At 53.8% G+C, this 18,096-nt stretch carries 19 protein-coding genes and 1 rRNA gene (1 of these 20 cut by a window edge); 1 reads left to right on the top strand and 19 read right to left on the bottom strand.

The features are described from left to right. A 16S ribosomal RNA gene (locus E6C60_RS00390) occupies positions 1-303 on the bottom strand; it reaches 1,252 nt to the left of the window's first position. A 354-nt stretch (positions 304-657) separates the two neighbouring features. Beyond that, complete coding sequence (locus E6C60_RS00385; protein ID WP_138223958.1) at positions 658-1,197, bottom strand: hypothetical protein; 540 nt, start codon at positions 1,195-1,197, stop codon at positions 658-660. Positions 1,198-1,286: 89 nt separating this feature from the next. Here E6C60_RS00385 and E6C60_RS00380 point away from each other — a divergent pair, with 89 nt between their 5' ends. Beyond that, entirely contained in the window at positions 1,287-1,925 is a 639-nt protein-coding gene (locus E6C60_RS00380; protein WP_138223957.1) for a TetR/AcrR family transcriptional regulator, read from the top strand. A 120-nt stretch (positions 1,926-2,045) separates the two neighbouring features. Here the strand turns inward: E6C60_RS00380 and lysS are convergent, their stop codons facing one another. From lysS to nadA, 17 genes are all read right to left on the bottom strand, one after another. After that, positions 2,046-3,569, bottom strand: a complete 1,524-nt coding sequence (gene lysS / locus E6C60_RS00375) for a lysine--tRNA ligase (protein ID WP_138227551.1) — start codon at positions 3,567-3,569, stop codon at positions 2,046-2,048. 131 nt (positions 3,570-3,700) lie between these two features. Next, positions 3,701-4,177: a transcription elongation factor GreA gene (greA, locus tag E6C60_RS00370; protein ID WP_138227550.1), complete on the bottom strand. Its 477-nt coding sequence runs from the start codon at positions 4,175-4,177 to the stop codon at positions 3,701-3,703. Positions 4,178-4,348: 171 nt separating this feature from the next. After that, positions 4,349-5,368 carry a tRNA dihydrouridine synthase DusB gene (gene dusB / locus E6C60_RS00365; protein ID WP_138223956.1) on the bottom strand — a complete coding sequence of 340 codons (1,020 nt, stop codon included), beginning with the start codon at positions 5,366-5,368 and terminating at the stop codon, positions 4,349-4,351. Between the two features lie 43 nt (positions 5,369-5,411). Next, a complete protein-coding gene (locus E6C60_RS00360) occupies positions 5,412-5,618 on the bottom strand; it encodes a helix-turn-helix domain-containing protein (protein ID WP_138223955.1) in 207 nt (68 codons plus the stop codon). Then, positions 5,570-6,118: a 2-amino-4-hydroxy-6-hydroxymethyldihydropteridine diphosphokinase gene (gene folK / locus E6C60_RS00355; protein WP_138227549.1), complete on the bottom strand. Its 549-nt coding sequence runs from the start codon at positions 6,116-6,118 to the stop codon at positions 5,570-5,572. The genes E6C60_RS00360 and folK overlap by 49 nt, the downstream gene beginning before the upstream one ends. A gap of 9 nt (positions 6,119-6,127) precedes the next feature. After that, positions 6,128-6,490 (bottom strand): dihydroneopterin aldolase, encoded by a 363-nt coding sequence (gene folB, locus E6C60_RS00350; RefSeq protein ID WP_138223954.1) that lies wholly within the window; start codon positions 6,488-6,490, stop codon positions 6,128-6,130. Positions 6,491-6,524: 34 nt separating this feature from the next. Next, positions 6,525-7,400 (bottom strand): dihydropteroate synthase, encoded by an 876-nt coding sequence (folP, locus tag E6C60_RS00345; protein ID WP_138223953.1) that lies wholly within the window; start codon positions 7,398-7,400, stop codon positions 6,525-6,527. Then, positions 7,397-8,305, bottom strand: coding sequence for an aminotransferase class IV (locus E6C60_RS00340; RefSeq protein ID WP_138223952.1), 909 nt, complete (start codon positions 8,303-8,305; stop codon positions 7,397-7,399). The genes folP and E6C60_RS00340 overlap by 4 nt, the downstream gene beginning before the upstream one ends. Then, a complete protein-coding gene (gene pabA, locus E6C60_RS00335) occupies positions 8,302-8,883 on the bottom strand; it encodes an aminodeoxychorismate/anthranilate synthase component II (RefSeq protein WP_138223951.1) in 582 nt (193 codons plus the stop codon). The genes E6C60_RS00340 and pabA overlap by 4 nt, the downstream gene beginning before the upstream one ends. A 12-nt stretch (positions 8,884-8,895) precedes the next feature. Next, a complete protein-coding gene (locus E6C60_RS00330) occupies positions 8,896-10,536 on the bottom strand; it encodes an anthranilate synthase component I family protein (RefSeq protein ID WP_138223950.1) in 1,641 nt (546 codons plus the stop codon). 209 nt (positions 10,537-10,745) lie between these two features. Further along, on the bottom strand, positions 10,746-11,684 hold the full coding sequence (cysK, locus tag E6C60_RS00325) for a cysteine synthase A (protein ID WP_138223949.1): 939 nt from the start codon (positions 11,682-11,684) through the stop codon (positions 10,746-10,748). Positions 11,685-11,891: 207 nt separating this feature from the next. Next, positions 11,892-12,842: a peptidylprolyl isomerase gene (locus tag E6C60_RS00320; RefSeq protein WP_138223948.1), complete on the bottom strand. Its 951-nt coding sequence runs from the start codon at positions 12,840-12,842 to the stop codon at positions 11,892-11,894. Positions 12,843-12,862: 20 nt separating this feature from the next. After that, the gene (gene hslO, locus E6C60_RS00315; RefSeq protein ID WP_138223947.1) at positions 12,863-13,747 is read right to left on the bottom strand and encodes an Hsp33 family molecular chaperone HslO; all 885 of its coding nucleotides are present in this window, start codon (positions 13,745-13,747) and stop codon (positions 12,863-12,865) included. Positions 13,748-13,833: 86 nt separating this feature from the next. Continuing rightward, positions 13,834-14,604: a type III pantothenate kinase gene (locus E6C60_RS00310; protein ID WP_138223946.1), complete on the bottom strand. Its 771-nt coding sequence runs from the start codon at positions 14,602-14,604 to the stop codon at positions 13,834-13,836. Then, positions 14,601-15,473 carry a carboxylating nicotinate-nucleotide diphosphorylase gene (nadC, locus tag E6C60_RS00305; RefSeq protein ID WP_138223945.1) on the bottom strand — a complete coding sequence of 291 codons (873 nt, stop codon included), beginning with the start codon at positions 15,471-15,473 and terminating at the stop codon, positions 14,601-14,603. Before nadC ends, E6C60_RS00310 begins: the two co-directional genes overlap by 4 nt. Further along, on the bottom strand, positions 15,463-17,115 hold the full coding sequence (gene nadB, locus E6C60_RS00300) for an L-aspartate oxidase (RefSeq protein WP_138223944.1): 1,653 nt from the start codon (positions 17,113-17,115) through the stop codon (positions 15,463-15,465). The genes nadC and nadB overlap by 11 nt, the downstream gene beginning before the upstream one ends. A gap of 1 nt (position 17,116) precedes the next feature. Next, positions 17,117-18,055 carry a quinolinate synthase NadA gene (gene nadA / locus E6C60_RS00295; protein ID WP_138223943.1) on the bottom strand — a complete coding sequence of 313 codons (939 nt, stop codon included), beginning with the start codon at positions 18,053-18,055 and terminating at the stop codon, positions 17,117-17,119. Positions 18,056-18,096: the final 41 nt, after the last annotated feature.

Below are 18,096 nucleotides of genomic sequence, written 5' to 3'. Positions count from 1 at the left end.
TCGGCTACGCATCGTCGCCTTGGTAGGCCGTTACCCCACCAACTAGCTAATGCGCCGCAGGCCCATCCTCAAGTGACAGATTGCTCCGCCTTTCCAGATCTCACTATGCAGCGAAATCAATTATCCGGTATTAGCTACCGTTTCCGGTAGTTATCCCAGTCTTGAGGGCAGGTTGCCTACGTGTTACTCACCCGTCCGCCGCTAACTTTCAGAGGAGCAAGCTCCTCATCAAGTCCGCTCGACTTGCATGTATTAGGCACGCCGCCAGCGTTCGTCCTGAGCCAGGATCAAACTCTCCATGAAAGTTGAGTTCAATTGCTCATTTCAAAACTGACGATATTACATAATCTCATTGTTGATCTCACCGTAAGGCAAGATCGGTTTAACTCACTCGTTGTTCAGTTTTCAAAGATCAATTCTGTTTCTGTCGCTTCGACAACCTCTCGTCTCAGCAACTTTTATAGTATATCACGTTGGTTCCAACTTAGCAAGCACTTTTTTTCGAAAGTTTGTTTCAAGCATTTCGCTTGCCGTGTCTCTTCACCGTGACATCCAACCACCGTTTCGCGGCCGGAAATAAAATATACCATAGCACTGAAGCACAATGCAACCCCTTTGCGGATTTTTTTGATTGGTATATATATACAGACTCATTGTTTATCTTCTCACCCCTCCCTTCGGCCACAAGGTATAGCTAAAGCTGATCATAAAATCAATGCCAAGCACAGCACTCCACACCTGCACCATCCTAATCAATACTTCCGTGTTTGCAGGTTCTCCGACATACCAGACCATCCCCGCAAGGATGACACAGCCAATACACCAGGACAGCAGATGGCGAAGCCAGCCTTCACGTTCCAATCGTGCATGCTCCCTTCCAGTGCGTGCTCTAGGTAACGGTTTGGATCCACCGGCAAAGCGGTAAGCAAATCGTTGATCCGACCAAGAGATCATACTCCGGCCAAAAGCAATCGTTACCCCGATATATACAGCGGCGAGTCCGTGTACCCACTTTGCTTCGGCTCCATTTTTCAAATCCAGAACAGTAACCGTGATCAGCAGGAGATCCACTACAGGAGTAGCGGCGAGCAGCAACGCACCAAGCTTCTTCCTTCCAAAAAGATATCTCGCACTCAATCCGGCCACCACGAGCACCCAAAATCCAATCTCACATCCTACAATGAGGGCGGCAATCACAGCTTTGCACTCCTTTTTTAGTACAGTCGTCTTAAAAAGAAGTTAACACACTTGTGCGAAATAAACAAGCAACATGTTATACTTTATCCATGCCAAAAATCGTAGATCACAACGCGCAAAAAGAAAAAGTAGCCCACGCGGCGTGGAGGGTTATCCATCAGCATGGGCTGGAGTATGCATCTGTCCGCAACATCGCAGAAGAGGCGGGGCTGTCATCAGGCTCGCTGCGGCATTATTTTGCTACACAATCGGAGCTGTTCGCTTTTGCCATGAAGCTTGTCACGCAGCGGGTCAACGAGCGAATCAGCAGGATATCGTTTACGGGAGATGTTTTGAAGGATGCTCCTTTATTGGTAGATGAGATTTTGCCGCTGGAGGAAGAAACTCGTCAGGAAATGGAGGTATGGTTTGCGTTTGTCGTCAAATCCTTCTCGGATCCCACACTCGGCTCACTTCGAAGTCAAGTGGACGAGGATATGCGCCGTTTGTTCTCCACCATCGTCCATGCTCTTGTTCAGCAGGAGCTTGCGCCCTTGCAGCTGGATCAGGAACTGGAGACAGAGCGCTTTTACGGACTGATTGACGGACTTGCCATGCATGCTGTCATGAGACCCGAGAAGCTGACTCCAGATCTCATGCGATCTGTGGTAAAGCGTCACCTGTATTCTATATGCAAGCCTGAGATTGCAGCCGCATGCCTGTCAGGCCGTGATCCCAAGCAGCCGTAGTCTGCATCCCATGCATGTAAAAAAGGACCCTCTCACGTTGCCATAACGCGGAAGGGTCCTTTTAGATATGTTCATTGCTCCAGCCAGATGGCCGGAGGCTCTATGCAGCATGTATCTCGCTTAGTCCAGCGCCCGGTGACGCATATGCGGGAAGAGCAGCACATCGCGGATCGACGGGGCGTTGGTCAGCAGCATAATCAAGCGGTCAATCCCGATGCCGAGTCCTCCTGTTGGCGGCATGCCGTACTCCAGCGCACGCAGGAAATCCTCGTCCATCTCATGGGCTTCATCATTACCCTGCTCGCGTTCCTTCAGCTGGGACTCAAAGCGCTGGCGCTGATCGATTGGATCGTTGAGCTCCGAGAAGGCATTGGCATGCTCACGCGCGACAATGAACAGCTCGAAACGGTCGGTAAAGCGCGGATCCTGATCGTTTTTCTTGGCCAGCGGCGAAATTTCAACCGGATGTCCGGTTACAAACGTCGGCTGAATGAGCGTCTCTTCTACAAACTGCTCAAAGAACGCGTTCAGAATATGACCGAAGGTCATATGCTTCTCGACAGGCACCTTATGCTCCTTGGCCAAGGCATGAGCTTCCTCATTGGTCATCTGCACGCCGAAGTCGACTCCAGTCACTTCCTTAACGGCATCGACCATGGAAACGCGGCGCCATTCCGGCTTGAGGTCAACCTGTTGGCCTTGATATTCCACAACCTGGGTTCCCAGCACTTCCTGCGCAATGTGCGCGATCAGATTTTCTGTCAGTGCCATAATATCCTTGTAATCCGCATAAGCTTCATACAGCTCAATCATTGTAAATTCCGGGTTATGGCGTGTTGAAATGCCCTCATTGCGGTATACCCGGCCAATTTCGTACACTTTTTCGAGGCCGCCGACAATAAGACGCTTCAAATGAAGCTCGATCGCGATTCGCATGTACAGCTCCATATCCAGCGCATTATGATGCGTAATAAATGGACGTGCTGCGGCACCGCCGGCAATCGTATGCAGGGTTGGTGTCTCCACTTCCAGATATCCGTGCGAATCCAGGTAGCGGCGCATGGACTGGATAATACGGGAACGCGTAATGAAGGTCTTTTGAACCTCCGGGTTAATGATCAGATCCACGTAACGCTGACGGTAGCGCAGCTCTACATCCTTCAAGCCATGGAATTTCTCCGGCAGCGGATAGAGCGATTTCGACAGTACCTCCAGATTGTGTACCTTTACCGTGGTTTCACCGGTTTTTGTCTTAAACAGCGTCCCGCTGATCCCGATAATGTCACCCAAATCCAAAATACTGAATGCTTCATACTTATCCGCTGGAACGGTATCCTGGCGCACATAAATCTGGATACGGCCGCTCAAGTCCTGAATATGCGCAAAGGAAGCCTTGCCCATACCCCGTTTTGCCATAATCCGGCCAGCCAGGTTCACCTCAACCTGCTTCTCCTCAAGCTCCTCCTTGCTGAGATCATCGTAAGCCTCCATCAGCTCTCCCGCCTGGTGAGTTCTTTCGTATTTTCCCCCAAACGGGTCTATGCCGAGCTTGCGCAGCTCGTCCAGCTTCGCACGCCGGATCTGCAGCAGCTCACTGAGCTCCTGCTCTTGTCCCTGCTCTTGTTGATGATTTTCTTCCGTCATCGTAACGCTCATCTCCTTCATTCTCGCTTCCCGGTGGAATGCCGGCAGCCTGTCCGCCTCATTGGGCTGATGGTGCTATCATAGCGAAAAAAGCTCCCCGAAAGGAAGCTTTCCGCGCATGCTGATCTAACTTACTTCTTAATGTCTACAATTTTATATTTAATGACGCCGGCTGGTACGTTGACATCAACCACCGAGCCTTTTGCTTTGCCGATAATCGCCTTGCCTACCGGGCTTTCGTTGGAAATCTTGTTGTTCAATGGGTCGGATTCTGCAGTGCCGACGATGGTGTATTCCATCGTATCCCCAAACTCCATATCCTCCACAATGACCGTGTTGCCCACGCCAACCGCGTCTGTGCTAATATCCTCGTTATTGATGATGCGGGCATTACGGAGCATTTTTTCCAAAGTGATAATACGGCCTTCTATAAAAGCTTGTTCATTCTTGGCATCTTCATACTCGGAATTTTCACTGATGTCGCCATAACCGATGGCAACCTTGATCCGCTCTGCAACTTCGCGCCGTTTAACGGATTTCAGATTCTCGAGCTCATCTTCCAGCTTTTTCAGACCATCCTGTGTAAGAATGACTTCCTTATCGCTCATCTCAACCGATTCTCCTGTCATGTAAAAAGTTTAAATCATGCCCTACTATATGCAAATCTCCGAGGATCAGAACCCCCTGATGTCTGTCGGATGCTCCGGCAAATTATACTGAGAAATTATATGGGAACCATTTCAAAAAGTCAATGTGCACACCGGCAGGTTTTGAAAACGCTACCCAGCGGGTATCGTCTGGGGATAGATGCTCTCCCCTGCGGCGCATTCCTCCAGCTGGTCCACATACGTGTTTAGCAGCTCAACCATCTGATCCCGTCGGGTTCCTTCCATAATCCTATCCTTGATCCGGGCGGAGCCCTTCAAGCCCTTCAGGTACCAGGACAGATGCTTCCGCATTTCCCGTACTGCTGCTTCTTCACCCCGGAGCGCAATCAAGCGATCCATGTGCAGGGTAGCAATCTTGATCTTCTCTTGCGGCGACGGGTCATCCAGCAGCTCTCCGTGGTGAAGGTATTGGATCGTGCGGTACAGCATCCAGGGATTACCCAAAGCGCCCCGACCAATCATAACGCCGTCACAGCCGGTTTCATCCAGCATGCGCCGGGCATCCTCCGGGGTCACTACATCCCCGTTGCCAATCACCGGGATCGAGACGGATTCCTTCACCTGCTTAATGATGCTCCAGTCCGCCCGGCCTGTATACTGCTGCTCACGGGTGCGTCCATGAACACTGACCGCCTGTCCGCCGGCACGCTCCACAGCCTGTGCATTTTCGACCGCAAAAATATGCTCGCTGTCCCAGCCAGTCCGCATCTTAACCGTTACCGGCTTATCGACAGCGTCTACCACTGCAGCTACCATTTCATAGATTTTGTTGGAGTCCAGGAGCCAGCGGGCGCCGGCGTCCATTTTGGTGACCTTAGGTGCCGGACAGCCCATGTTAATGTCGATGATATCCGCATTAGTCTCTTTGTCCACGACCTTCGCCGCCTCCACCAGAGACGGACGGTCACCGCCAACAATCTGCAGGCTCAGCGGCTTCTCCCGCTCATCCACAAACAGCATCTCCTGGGTGCGCTTGTTGCCATGAACGATCGCTTTCCCGCTCACCATTTCGGCACAGACGAGGCCCGTGCCAAACTCCTTCGCAATCAAGCGGAAGGCGGGGTTGCATACACCGGCCATTGGCGCCAGCACAACCTGATTCTTCATCTCAATCTTTCCGATCTTCAGCATGTGAAGTTAAATTCACCCCTTTCCTCCAATGATGGTTCTATGATCAACCACGCAGGGTCAGTTCGTCTAAAGAAATACCCAGAGCATCTGCAATTCGGGAAAGCAGAGCTTCGTCAGCCCGCCGATTTCCCCGCTCCACAGCTCCGAGCACGGCAAGTGAAACCTCAATTTGCGCAGCCAGCTGCTGCTGGGTCAGGCCCTTTAACTTTCGGAAAGCGCGGATCCGCTGTGCAAGCTGCATGTTTTCCAAAGCTGTATTCCTTCCTTTCCTTCCAAGCTCTCAAGCGCTGTCTTGACTGTCATATGCAGGCCGGAAGGCTCATCCTCGGGAACGATGTCACGCAGCGGCATCAGCACGAAGGCTCTCTCCAGCATCCGCGGATGCGGAAGAATCAGCTCCCGGGTGTTCATGTTCTGTCCCGTCATCCACAGCAAATCCAGATCCACCGTGCGCGGGCCCCAATGGACCAGCCGTTTGCGGCCAAGACGGCTCTCAATACGCTGCATGACAGCCAGCAGCTCAAGCGGAGACAGCGAGGTGGAGATGGCGGCGGCCATGTTCAAGAACATCGGCTGATCCACATATCCTACCGGTTCGGTCTCGTACAGACTGGAGCAGCGGAGGACCTGAATGCTGGGGTGCTTGTCCAGCTGCCTTAGCGCCTCCAGCATCGTTCGTTCCCGATCTCCCAAATTAGCCCCTAAAGCAATATAAGCCTCTGAGCATTCAGAGGTAGTGTGTGCATTCATCATGGCGTCTCACTTTCTGGTTCGGTGCAGCTCTACGGTAACACCCTCAAAATGAATATCAAAAGGCGGATGCGGCTTGGTTACTTTAACGGTTAATGCAACGATACTAGTATAAGTGCGGAGCACTTCGGTTGCAATATACTCCGCTAAAGCCTCGATCAGCTTGAATTGCTTGTTTTTCATCACACCGAGAAGCAGCTCGTGGACCTCCGCATAATTGACCGTGAGGGTCAAGTCATCGCGCAGCCCGGCCTCTTTTAAATCCAGCTCCAGCTCCAGGTCCACATAATAGCGCTGTCCCAGCTTTCGTTCCTCTTCAAATACGCCGACATAGGCGTAATATTCCATTTTGCGCAGGCTCATCTTATCCATGGATCCATACCGCCTTCCTGAACGTTGATCGTTACTAAATACTTCCTGCAGGCAGCCTGCGGGTCAACCAGGGTGAAGCGTAAAGCATGGCATCACTCATCGCCACCGTTCGTTTCATCTGCGCCACATCATGCACCCGAACCAGCTGACAGCCCTGCGCGATCCCGAACGCAACCGTAGCTGCGGTTCCCTCGACGACATCCTCCACCGGCAGGTTCAGCGCGGTGCGGATAAATCGCTTGCGCGAGGTAGCCAGCAGCACGGGATACCCCAAGTGAACGAGCTCATCCAGCGCACTCATGACCTGCAGGTTCTGGCTGTGATTTTTGGCGAATCCGATACCGGGATCCAGTAGAATCCGGGCGGGATTGACGCCGGCCTGGAGTGCAATATCTACGCTTTCCAGCAGATCCTTCTTCATATCTTCTATGAGATCTGTATAGTTCTCATCCTGACGGTTATGCATCAGAATGATCGGGCAGTCCAGTGCTGCGGCTGTGGCTGCCATTTGGGGATCCTTTTTACAGCCCCAGACATCATTAATGATGTGCGCCCCGGCCTGTATCGCCTGCCGCGCTACCTCCGCCTTGTACGTGTCGATGGACAGCGGGATATGCGGCGCTGCTTTATGAATCGCCTCAATCACCGGAATGACCCGGCTCAGCTCTTCCTCAGCACGGACGGGCTGATGTCCCGGACGCGTGGACTCTCCCCCGATATCAATCAGATCTGCACCCTCCTCCACCAGCCTCAGTGCATGCTCCACAGCACGCCCCGAATCCAGATACCTGCCCCCATCGGAAAAAGAGTCCGGCGTAACATTCAGAATGCCCATGATCAGTGTAGCACTGCCCAGCTTCAGCTCGGTCTGACCGCACTTGTATGTCTGCTCGTACACGGTGATTCTCATCCTCGAAGTCCCCTGCCTTCCTGTCTGTTCCCGGTCCATTGCCGGTAGGCCTGTAAAAGCTGCCCCGTAATCGGACCCATGACACCAGACCCTACCAATGCGGTTTTCTGTCCCTGGGCGAGCAGAGAAGTGATCGGCATCAGCTCCTGAACAGAGCCTGTCGTAAACACCTCATCCGCTTCCAGCAGGTCCTCCCAGCCATAACGGCCTTCATGGACGGGAATGGAAAGCTGCTGCGCCAGCTCCAGCACCGCCGCCCGGGTAATACCGGGCAAGATCCCGGTGCCGATGTCCGGCGTATACAGGTGGCCCTCCCGGATAAAAAACAGATTGCTTACAATGCCCTCCGCCAGCTCCTGGTTTACGGTCAGCATGCAGCCCTCGGCTTGGAGCGCAACGGCCTCCGGGTAACTTTGCAGTTCTTTTTTGGCCATAATGCTGTTCATGTAGTGCAGCGACTTCAGCCTGACCGGCGTCTCCGGCGTATTGCGGGGTGTATGCAGCAGCTGTAGCCCTCTCCCCTTCTGATACGCTTCGTCAGGCATTACGGGGAGCGGCTTCACGAGAAGCAGCTCCTGCGGAGCTTCATACATACCAGATGGCAAGCCGAGACCGCCCTCTCCGGCCGTTACCGTATACCGCACATAAGCATCCTTCAAGTCGTTAGCGGCAAGCAGAGCCTGCAGCCAGTCCCGGAAGGTGCTGTCATCCTGGGTATACGGAATGCCCAGCACGCTGCAGCTCTCTTCCAATCGCTTTAAATGCCGGTCCAGCAAAAAAGGCACCCCGTCGTAAGTACGAAAGGTCTCAAACAGCCCCATCCCGTAGAGCAGCCCATGATCGAGCACCGAGATGGAGGCCTGAGATGCCGGAATCACTTGTCTGTTGAGGCCAACCAGCCTCATGCCTGAGCGCCGGCCTTGTTCTGCAGAAAGCTGCGCAGCATTTGATGGCCATGGTCCGTAATAATGGATTCCGGATGAAACTGAACGCCTTCGATCGGATATTCCTTGTGCCGCAGCCCCATAATTTCGCCCTCTTCGGTCCAGGCTGTAACCTCCAGACAGTCAGGCAGACTTTCCTTCTCCACCAGCAGCGAGTGATATCTCGTCGCAGTAAAAGGATTGCTCAGACCCTGGAAAACCGAGGTGCCATGATGATGAATAGGCGAGGTCTTGCCATGCATCAAGCGCTCCGCCCGAATCACGTTGCCGCCAAATGCTTGTCCGATCGCCTGATGACCGAGACAGACGCCGAAAATAGGGATGCTGCCCTTAAAATGCTGAATCACGTCCAGGCTAATGCCGGCCTCATTCGGCGTGCACGGCCCCGGCGAGATCAGAATATGATCCGGTGCGAGCTTTTCAATACCGGCAAGATCAATTTCATCATTGCGGTACACCTGAACCTCTTCGCCAATCTCTCCCAAATATTGCACCAGGTTATAGGTAAAAGAATCGTAATTATCAATGACCAGAATCATGATTATCTCCCCTTATCTTAAAGCTGCGGCTGCAGCCTCTTCTTCACTGCACATGACGGCAGCGATCAAGGCCTTCGCCTTATTATGGCATTCGCGGTATTCCCGGTAAGGCTCGGAGTCAATGACAATGCCGGCTCCCGCCTGAATATATCCGATTCCGTCCTTGACCGCTAAGGTACGTATAATGATATTTAACTCCATGTCTCCATTATAATCGATCCAGCCCATCGACCCTGTGTAGGGACCTCTTGTGACCGGCTCCAGCTCCTCGATAATTTCCATGGTGCGGATCTTGGGGGCCCCGGTGATCGTTCCGCCGGGAAAGGCAGCAGCGATCACGTCATAAGCATGCTTCCCCTCGGCCAGCTGTCCCTCCACTTGAGAAACCAGATGCATCACGTGCGAATAACGCTCGATCGTCATCAGCTCCGGCACCTTCACCGAGCCATAGGCTGCAATACGTCCAATATCATTGCGCTCCAGATCGACCAGCATGATATGCTCCGCCCGTTCCTTCTCCGTCTGCAGCAGCTCGGCCTCCATCGCGGCATCCTCTTGTGGAGTGGCACCCCTCCGGCGGGTACCGGCAATCGGGCGCGCGGTTACCTTTCCGCCATCCAGCTTGATCAAGAGCTCCGGCGAAGCGCTCGACAGCGCAAACCCCGGCGAATTCAAATAGCCCATGTAAGGTGAAGGATTGAGCACGCGCAGCCACTCATACACTTGAGAAGGATGAGACCTAAGCTTCACGTGACGCCGAAGCGAGAGGTTCACCTGAAATACATCTCCATTGCGGATATATTCCTGAATATCTTCAACTGCCTGCTGAAAGGCCTCCTTGGAAAAAGGGCTCTCCAGCGCATCCCAGCCCGCCACCTCTGGCACCAGCAGTGACGCTGCTTTTTGACGTCTTGCGGCAGTGAGGGCTTGCTCTGCAGAGCGCTCTTGAGTATCTCCCGTTATCCACTGCTCCCAGGCCTTAAGCATGCTTTGCGCTTTAGCCTCAGCTTGCTCATATAGAAGCTGCAGCTTCATCTTATCCTCCGCAGTTAACGGGAATCCCGCGGGGTGTTCTGCTGGCTGCAGACTGTCCCCGTTTAAGCTGTCCTTGCTTCCCTCATCCGGCTTCCATGGGATATGAACAGCGCAGTACAGCGCATGCTCCTGATGATCATAGATCCACTGCGACTCCATCCGCATCCACAAATAATCGGGGAAGCCGGCGTCATCGCTGGCAATAACCGGAAGCTGCTCCAGTGAGCGGATGACATCATAGCCGAGGAAGCCGGCACAACCGCCCCGGAAATCCGGCCAACCGGGAGTGCGTGGTGCCCGGTACGGACGCATCCACTGCTCCAGCAGCGGCAGCGGATCGCCGTGAAGCGGCTTCGACTCTCCAGTGCGCAGATCCAGCACCTTCGCTTCCGTGCCTTTACCGGTAAGCACTGACACCGGATCTGTCCCTACATAGGTGTATCTTCCGCTCTTTCCGCTCTCCAGCACGAACGAATAGGGAGAGGAGGCCTGCCAGGCCGGGGTCCATGTTTCTGGCAGCTCGGGATAGACCTTGTTCCCTCCTGCTAAATAAGGCAGCATGGTCCAGCCTTCCTCCACCCAATTTAACCATTCGGCCAGCTTTGTTGTTCGTTCCATGCCTTTCCTCCCTATCCGTGAAAAATGCTGTCTGTTGCCTGTCAGTATACTTCATCCCGTCCAGCTTGAAAACCCCGCAGTAAGCAGCTTACGCCTTGTTCTCTATACAATGTCCATTCCGGCGCTGCCCCATCCGAACCCCCGGGAAAGAAACAAAGCCTTCAATGCGTCCTGCATTGAAGGCTGTTTCTCTATAAATTTAAGTGCAATTAGGATTCAAAGTTATACAGCGGTGTGCTCAGGTAACGCTCACCGTTACTCGGAATAATAACAACGACGCGCTTGCCTTCGCCAAGCTGCTTGGCAACCTTCAGTGCAGCGTGTACCGCAGCCCCGGAGGAAATGCCGGCCAGTACGCCTTCTTCTTTGGCAACACGGCGTGCCGTCTCGAAAGCATCATCGTTCTCGACATGGATAATCTCATCGTAAATGTCACGGTTCAAAATCTCCGGAATGAAGTTCGCACCGATACCTTGAATCTTATGCGGACCCGGCTGGCCTCCCGCCAGAATTGGGGATGCTGCTGGCTCTACTGCGTAAATCTTCACATCCGGGAACGCGTTCTTCAGCACTTCACCAGCGCCCGAGATCGTTCCGCCCGTGCCGATGCCGGCTACGAATGCATCCAGACTGCCGCCCACGGATTGAATCGCCTCCACAATTTCCGGCCCTGTCGTTTCACGGTGAATCTTCACGTTCGCCTGATTGCGGAACTGCTCTGCCATGAAGTAGGAAGGATTGCTGCGAACCAGCTCCTCGGCCTTCTTCACCGCGCCGTTCATGCCTTCAGATCCAGGTGTCAGCACCAGCTCTGCGCCGTAAGCACGCAGCAGGTTACGACGCTCCAGGCTCATCGTTTCCGGCATTACAATAACCGCTCTGTAGCCCTTGGCTGCCGCAACCATCGCAATGCCGATCCCTGTGTTGCCGCTCGTTGCCTCAACAATGGTGTCGCCCGCCTTCAGCTTGCCTTCCTTCTCGGCTTCTTCCACGATGCTGACCGCGATCCGGTCCTTGACGCTGGAGCCGGGATTCTGGTATTCCAGCTTCAGATAAATCTCTGCGCTGCCTTCCTCCACCAGACGGTTCAAGCGAACCAGCGGTGTTCCTCCGATCAATTCCGTTACGTTATTAACGACTTTAGCCATGGTAACTGCCTCCCTGTATGATATATTCCACTGCATTCGTATCTTTATTTATTGCATGAATAATTTCATTAATATCCGAGTAAAACGCTAGGTTTTGTAACTCCATATTATCAACGATTCTGTCCTGTGTCAACAACCTAAAATCACAGGAAGTCTCCATACGAAACAGGCCTTGGCAGCCGGAGAAATAAGCTGCAAAGGCCTGTTTTACGGTTGCCGGAATGGCGCGGGCGACGCCCCTGCCAGCATCCGGGCTTCATATTTGCTGCGGAGCCGCTGCTCCAGCTGACTTAAGGATTCGGAACGCTCCAGAGCCAGCTGTCTGCGGACGGTCTCACGAGTGAGCTTCGGATCTGGCGCTGCCGGCACGAGAATTCTTTTGACATATACAATACCAAAGCCGTCCTCCAGCGCAATCGGTCCTGCGATATCGCCGCTGCTCAGCTCCAGCACGGTCTCCATCAGCTCTTGCGGCTGAAAAGGATCATCCTCTTCAATCAGTCCCAGCCGGCCGCCGTCTTCTCTCGTGTATTCGTCGATCGAGTGCTCGGCAGCAAGAGCTGCAAAATCCTCACCGTCCTCCAGACGGTCCAGCAGCTCATTCGCCAGTGGCTCCTCCTCCACCTTGATCAGCGACAAATCCAGCTGCTTCTTGGGCACGAATTGATCCGGATGGTCCTCTAGATATTGATCAATTTCGCTAGAGCTGACCTTGACGTCTGCCGTTGCAATTTTCTCCAGCAGCAGCCGGTATTCGGTCTCTTCCTTCAGCACCTCTTCGGACAAGCCCAGCTGTGCCATAGCCTCCAGGAAACGTTCCCGGGAGCCGTAGGACTGAGCCATCCGATCCAGCTCCTGTTCAATCTCCTCCGGAGCTACCGTGATATTGGCCTGCTCCGCTTCCAGCGCAGCGACCTGGCGGTTCATCATCGTCAGCAGCACTTCGCTGCCGTATCTCCGCTTCAGCTCACGGCTCCACGCTTCTTCCGTGATTGCCTGCTCCTGCACCATGGCTACGGCCGATGAGCCGCTGCCTTCCTCTCTGGACAAGCCCTCCCGCGACAGAGCCCCCGAGAACACCATCCAGCTCCCCATAAAAAGCAAACCTGCTGACAGAACCATTACAGCTGCCCACAGTGCCTTTTCCTGTTTCGTCATCGGCTGCTCATCCCATATCTTTAAGATTTCGCCCGTTGTAAAACGGCTATCAATTCTTCCTCATCAAATGTATAGGCCTCATTACAGAAGTGACAGGTCACCTCGGCCTTCCGGTCCTCATCAATCATCGCCTGCAGCTCGCCCTCACCCATGCTGATCAGCGCGCGCTCCACCCGTTCACGGGAGCAGTCGCAGGTAAAGCTTACCTTCGTCTCCTCCAGAATCGTAATGTCGGGCAGCAGCCGCTTCAGAATGTCTTCCAGCTCAAGCCCTTCCTCCAGCAATGTCGTGATCGGTGGAATGTCCTGAATAGCTTTTTCAATAGTCCCGATTTCCTCATCCGTAATGCCGGGCAGCAGCTGAATAATAAAGCCGCCGGCATTGGCTACCGTATAGTCCGGGGATACCAGCACGCCCAGACTGACTGCAGAATTGGTCTGCTCGGATACGGCGAAGTAATATGTGAAATCCTCCGCCAGCTCACCGGACACGATCGGTATACTGCCACGGTAGGGCTCTTTAAGGCCGAGATCCTTGATCACGTGGATATATCCACTCGTGCCTACTGCAGCAGCGACATTCATTTTGCCGGGACGGATGTTCGTCATCTCCACATGCGGGTTATTCACATAACCGCGCACCTCGCCTCGGGCATTGGCTTCAGCCGCAATCAGACCAATCGGTCCATCGCCCCTCACCTGAATGCTGAGCCGCTCTTCCCCTTTCATCATAGCGCCCATCATGGCAGCGGCGGACGCCGTTCTTCCTAATGCGGCTGTTACGACGGGAAAAGTATCATGTCTGCGTCGCAGCTCCTCAACCAGATCGGTCGTCCGTACGGCAAATGCCCGGACCTTACCGTTCATGGCCGTTCCGCGGAGAATGCGGTCTATGCTGTTATCCATCTTCAGCCTCCTTTTGAGTCGTTAGCTCATGCTCTTCTTTATATATAACTCCTTGAAGTCCCTGTTCGTTGCGTTCCCTGCAGCACTTATTCGTTTCGTTCGTAAATAATCCGCAGCCCATCGAGGGTCAGGAGCGGATCAATATCGTCAATACAATGGGTTTCTCCCGAGATCAGCTCTGCCAGTCCGCCGGTTGCGATAACCTTAACATTGTCCGTTCCCAGCTCGGCTTTTATGCGCCTTACCAGACCCTCGACCTGTCCCGCATAGCCAAAAATCATCCCGGATTGCATAGCATGCACGGTGTTGCGGCCAATCGCCTTCTTGGGCTTCTCCAGCTCAATGCGGGGCAGCTTTGACGCCCGCTGCACGAGCGCTTCCGCCGCAATGCCGACCCCCGGAACAATGGCCCCACCCAGATAGCTGCCGCTGGCGTCAATACAATCGAACGTCGTAGCTGTTCCGAAGTCAACGACGATCAGCGGCCCGCCGCCATATTTTTCAACGGCGGCCACAGCATTGACAATACGGTCCGCTCCGACCTCGCGCGGATTGTCATTGCGCAAATTCAGCCCTGTCTTGATGCCGGGGCCGACGATCAGGGGATCCTGACTCATATATTTACGGCACATCTCTTCCACCACCGGAATTAACGGCGGCACTACGGACGAGACAATAACCCCTTCTATGTCGTTTACCGAGATTTGGGACATCTGAAACAGATTATGAATCAGCACACCATACTCATCTACTGTAGATTGACGGGAGGTACTGATTCGAAAATGATGCAGCAGCTCTTTGTGCTCATAAATGCCGAGCACAATATTCGTATTTCCGATATCGACGACGAGAATCATGCGGTACCCCCTTTTTTGCCATTGAGATCCAGACTGATGTCCAGGCTCTGAAAAGAGTAGGTTAACCGGCCGACAGAAATAACATCCACTCCGCTTGATGCGATCTGCCGCACTGTCTCCAGCGTGACATTGCCGGAAGCCTCGGTCATCACGTGCGGGGAATGTCCCTTAATGAGGCTCACGGCCTCCTTCATCTGCGAATCATCCATATTATCAAGCATGATAATATCGGCCCCCGCCGCAAGAGCCTCCTGCACCTGCGCGATGGACTCCGTCTCCACCTCAATCTTCATCGTGTGCGGAATGACGCTGCGGGATCTGGATACCGCATCCCCAATGCTGCCTGCGCCCTTAATATGATTGTCCTTGATCATGACGGCATCATACAAGCCAAAGCGGTGATTACCCCCGCCGCCGATCCGTACGGCATACTTCTCAAGCATCCGGTGACCCGGTGTCGTCTTGCGTGTATCGACGAGACGGGTTGGCAGGCCCTGCAGGGCATTCACGAATGCACGTGTCTTTGTAGCAATGCCCGAGAGACGCTGCAGTAAATTCAGAGCGAGCCGTTCACCGGTCAGAATATGGTGCGTACTGCCCTCAACGATCGCCAGAATATCGCCCTTCTTGACTTCCTGTCCATCCTCAACATGCGCGTGAAACACAAGGTCTTTATCTACAATCTCGAACACCAGCTTTGCGGCAGGCATTCCGGCCACCACACCGTCTTCCTTGGCATGGATGACTCCCTTAGACTCGTGGCCCGGCGGAATTGTAGACAAGGTGGTAATATCGCCGGAGCCGACGTCCTCGCGCAGCCAAGAGCGTATATCTGCAGCCAGATTTTCATTATATCCGTTAAACATCATCACTGATTTCCTCCGTCATTCCTTGATCGCGGCCCTGTACAATGTGCTTGCGCCACTTCATATCATCTCGCTCCGGGAAATCCTCCCGATAATGAGCTCCGCGGCTTTCCTCGCGGTAAAGAGCTCCCTGGATGACGAGCAGGGAGCTGGTGAGCAGGTTCGCAAACTCATACTCCTCCCGCCGGGTCAGCACCGAGTGCAGCAGCGGCAGCTGACGCTTCAGCTCCTCCATCGCGCGAAGCAGCGTTTCCTGGGTCCGTCGAAGTCCGGCGTAGCGCACCATGACCTTTTGCAGCTTGAGGCGCCGCTCGACAATAGGCTGGGAAGCCAGCTCTCTGCGCTCCCAGCTGAAGGCCTCCGGCTGAAGGCCTTCCTCCAGTGGAGACAGCCTGCGGATGGCTTCTGCAATCCGTCGTCCGTACACCAGCGCTTCCGACAAGGAATTGCTGGCGAGCCGGTTGGCTCCGTGCACACCGGTGGAGGATACCTCACCGCATGCAAACAGGCGTGAAAGACTGCTTTCGCCGTGCAGATCGGTTTTGACACCGCCCATCATATAATGCGCAGCAGGAGAAACCGGAATCCAGTCACTAGTCAGATCCAGGCCGTACCGCATGCAGGTTTCATATATAGTGGGGAAACGATGCTTGATCATTTCCGCAGATTCATGCGTAATGTCCAGATAGACGAATGTGGATCGGGTTTCCTCCATTTCGCTGACGATCGCCCGAGCGACAATATCGCGGGGAGCGAGCTCCAGCAGCTCATGATACCGGTGCATGAAGCGCTCGCCTTTAATGTTGCGCAAGAAGGCTCCTTCACCCCGCACCGCTTCCGAGATTAAAAAGCGCGGTGCACCGGGATAGCTTAACGCCGTCGGATGAAACTGAATAAACTCCATGTCGCGGACCGTAGCCCCTGCTCGGTAAGCCATAGCCACCCCATCGGAGGTCGCCACCTCCGGATTCGTCGTATATCGATACAGCTGACCGGAACCGCCTGAGCACAGCACGGTGGCTTCGCCGCGTACAAAGGTGCGGCTTCCATCCGGCATCTGCACCAGCGCTCCGAGACAGGCTCCGCTCCGGGTGACAAGATCAATCGCAAAATGATCGTCCCATACCTCTACCCGAGGATGGCTTTGAACCTTGTCGGAGAGTGCTCGCACAATCTCATGTCCTGTTGCATCTCCATTGGCATGAAGAATTCGCCGGTGACTGTGAGCCCCTTCCCGGGTGAGTGCCAGTACGCCGTTCTCCTCATCAAACAGGGTACCCAGACGGATAAGCTCCTTTACGCCTTCGGGTCCCTCATGAACGAGCACGTCAACGGCTGCCGAGGAACAGAGCCCTGCCCCTGCAAGCAGCGTGTCCTGCCGGTGATAGATCGGGGAATCATCCTCTGCCGTCACGGCAGCAATGCCGCCCTGGGCATACCGGGTATTGCTCTCCATTAGCGTCTTCTTCGTAATGAGCAGTACCTGGCGGTCCTTCGCAAGCTCAATAGCCGTATACAGACCTGCTATCCCTGAACCGATGACAATACAATCGGTGGTCACCACCGGAAGATTGCTCCAGTCTACATCAACGAGAAACGGAGGAATAACGGGAGCCTTTGAGGGGTCGATGACAGCACCGTTCATCCTATTTCACCTGCAGCATGCGTTCGAGCGATGCCCGTGCCTTATCGGCTACGGCCGGCGGAACGTAAATTTGCGGCTTCATCGTTTCCAGGCATTTCACCAGCTTCTTCAAATTATTGACCTTCATATTCGGACATACGAGAAACTTGGTAGCAAAATGAAATGCTTTATCCGGACTATCTACCCGAAGCTGATAGCCAGTTCCATCCTCGGTACCCACGATAAATTCCTTCGCCGGAGAATTCTTGCAATATTCCAAAATAGCCGTCGTGCTGCCTACGAAATCACCCAGCTCCACAACCTCTGGCCGGCATTCCGGATGAACGACAAACTCCGCCCCTGGATACTTGGCCTTCATCTCCATGACATCTTTGACGGTCAGCATATCATGCGTGTTGCAGTATCCTTCCCAAATAATCATCTTCTTGTCCGTATGCTGCTGTACATAATGACCGAGGTTCTTATCCGGTACCCAGATGATTTCATCAGAATCTACAGACTGAATGACTTTTACCGCATTGGAGGACGTGCAGCAGATGTCGGTTTCTGCTTTAATCTCCGCCGAGGAGTTAATGTAAGTCACGACCTTGGCGTTAGGGTGCTGTGCCTTCAGCTTGCGCAGTCCATCCACATTCACCATGTCAGCCATCGGACAGCCTGCGCGCTCATCCGGGATGAGCACGGTTTTGTTCGGGGCTAGAATTTTTGCGCTTTCACCCATAAAATGCACACCGCAAAATACGATGGTGTCTGCGTCGGTTTGTGCGGCTTTCTGTGCTAATAGGAAGGAATCTCCCCGAAAATCTGCGACTTCCTGTATTTCATCGCGCTGATAATAATGCGCCAGAATAATAGCGTTGCGTTCTTTCTTCAATTGGATTAAGCGTTCGCGTAACTCCCGGTTCTGTTCGGCTTTACGCTCCAGTGCTAAAGCTTCCACTTCTGACCCTCTCCCTTTATGTATTACGGCCAGATTGTCAG

It is taken from the genome of Paenibacillus algicola, from assembly GCF_005577435.1.
GTDB classification, from domain to species: domain Bacteria; phylum Bacillota; class Bacilli; order Paenibacillales; family Paenibacillaceae; genus Paenibacillus_AQ; species Paenibacillus_AQ algicola.
The sequence above is the reverse complement of the archived record's forward strand: the minus strand, read 5'-3'. Positions and strand labels throughout refer to the sequence as shown.

Coding starts and splice junctions, on each gene's coding strand:
- E6C60_RS00380 (WP_138223957.1), top strand. CDS start 1,287: ATGCCAAAAATCGTAGATCACAACGCGCAAAAAGAAAAAGTAGCCCAC.
- lysS (WP_138227551.1), bottom strand. CDS start 3,569: ATGACGGAAGAAAATCATCAACAAGAGCAGGGACAAGAGCAGGAGCTC.
- greA (WP_138227550.1), bottom strand. CDS start 4,177: ATGAGCGATAAGGAAGTCATTCTTACACAGGATGGTCTGAAAAAGCTG.
- dusB (WP_138223956.1), bottom strand. CDS start 5,368: ATGCTGAAGATCGGAAAGATTGAGATGAAGAATCAGGTTGTGCTGGCG.
- folK (WP_138227549.1), bottom strand. CDS start 6,118: ATGAATGCACACACTACCTCTGAATGCTCAGAGGCTTATATTGCTTTA.
- folB (WP_138223954.1), bottom strand. CDS start 6,490: ATGGATAAGATGAGCCTGCGCAAAATGGAATATTACGCCTATGTCGGC.
- folP (WP_138223953.1), bottom strand. CDS start 7,400: ATGAGAATCACCGTGTACGAGCAGACATACAAGTGCGGTCAGACCGAG.
- E6C60_RS00340 (WP_138223952.1), bottom strand. CDS start 8,305: ATGAGGCTGGTTGGCCTCAACAGACAAGTGATTCCGGCATCTCAGGCC.
- pabA (WP_138223951.1), bottom strand. CDS start 8,883: ATGATTCTGGTCATTGATAATTACGATTCTTTTACCTATAACCTGGTG.
- E6C60_RS00330 (WP_138223950.1), bottom strand. CDS start 10,536: ATGGAACGAACAACAAAGCTGGCCGAATGGTTAAATTGGGTGGAGGAA.
- cysK (WP_138223949.1), bottom strand. CDS start 11,684: ATGGCTAAAGTCGTTAATAACGTAACGGAATTGATCGGAGGAACACCG.
- E6C60_RS00320 (WP_138223948.1), bottom strand. CDS start 12,842: ATGACGAAACAGGAAAAGGCACTGTGGGCAGCTGTAATGGTTCTGTCA.
- hslO (WP_138223947.1), bottom strand. CDS start 13,747: ATGGATAACAGCATAGACCGCATTCTCCGCGGAACGGCCATGAACGGT.
- E6C60_RS00310 (WP_138223946.1), bottom strand. CDS start 14,604: ATGATTCTCGTCGTCGATATCGGAAATACGAATATTGTGCTCGGCATT.
- nadC (WP_138223945.1), bottom strand. CDS start 15,473: ATGATGTTTAACGGATATAATGAAAATCTGGCTGCAGATATACGCTCT.
- nadB (WP_138223944.1), bottom strand. CDS start 17,115: ATGAACGGTGCTGTCATCGACCCCTCAAAGGCTCCCGTTATTCCTCCG.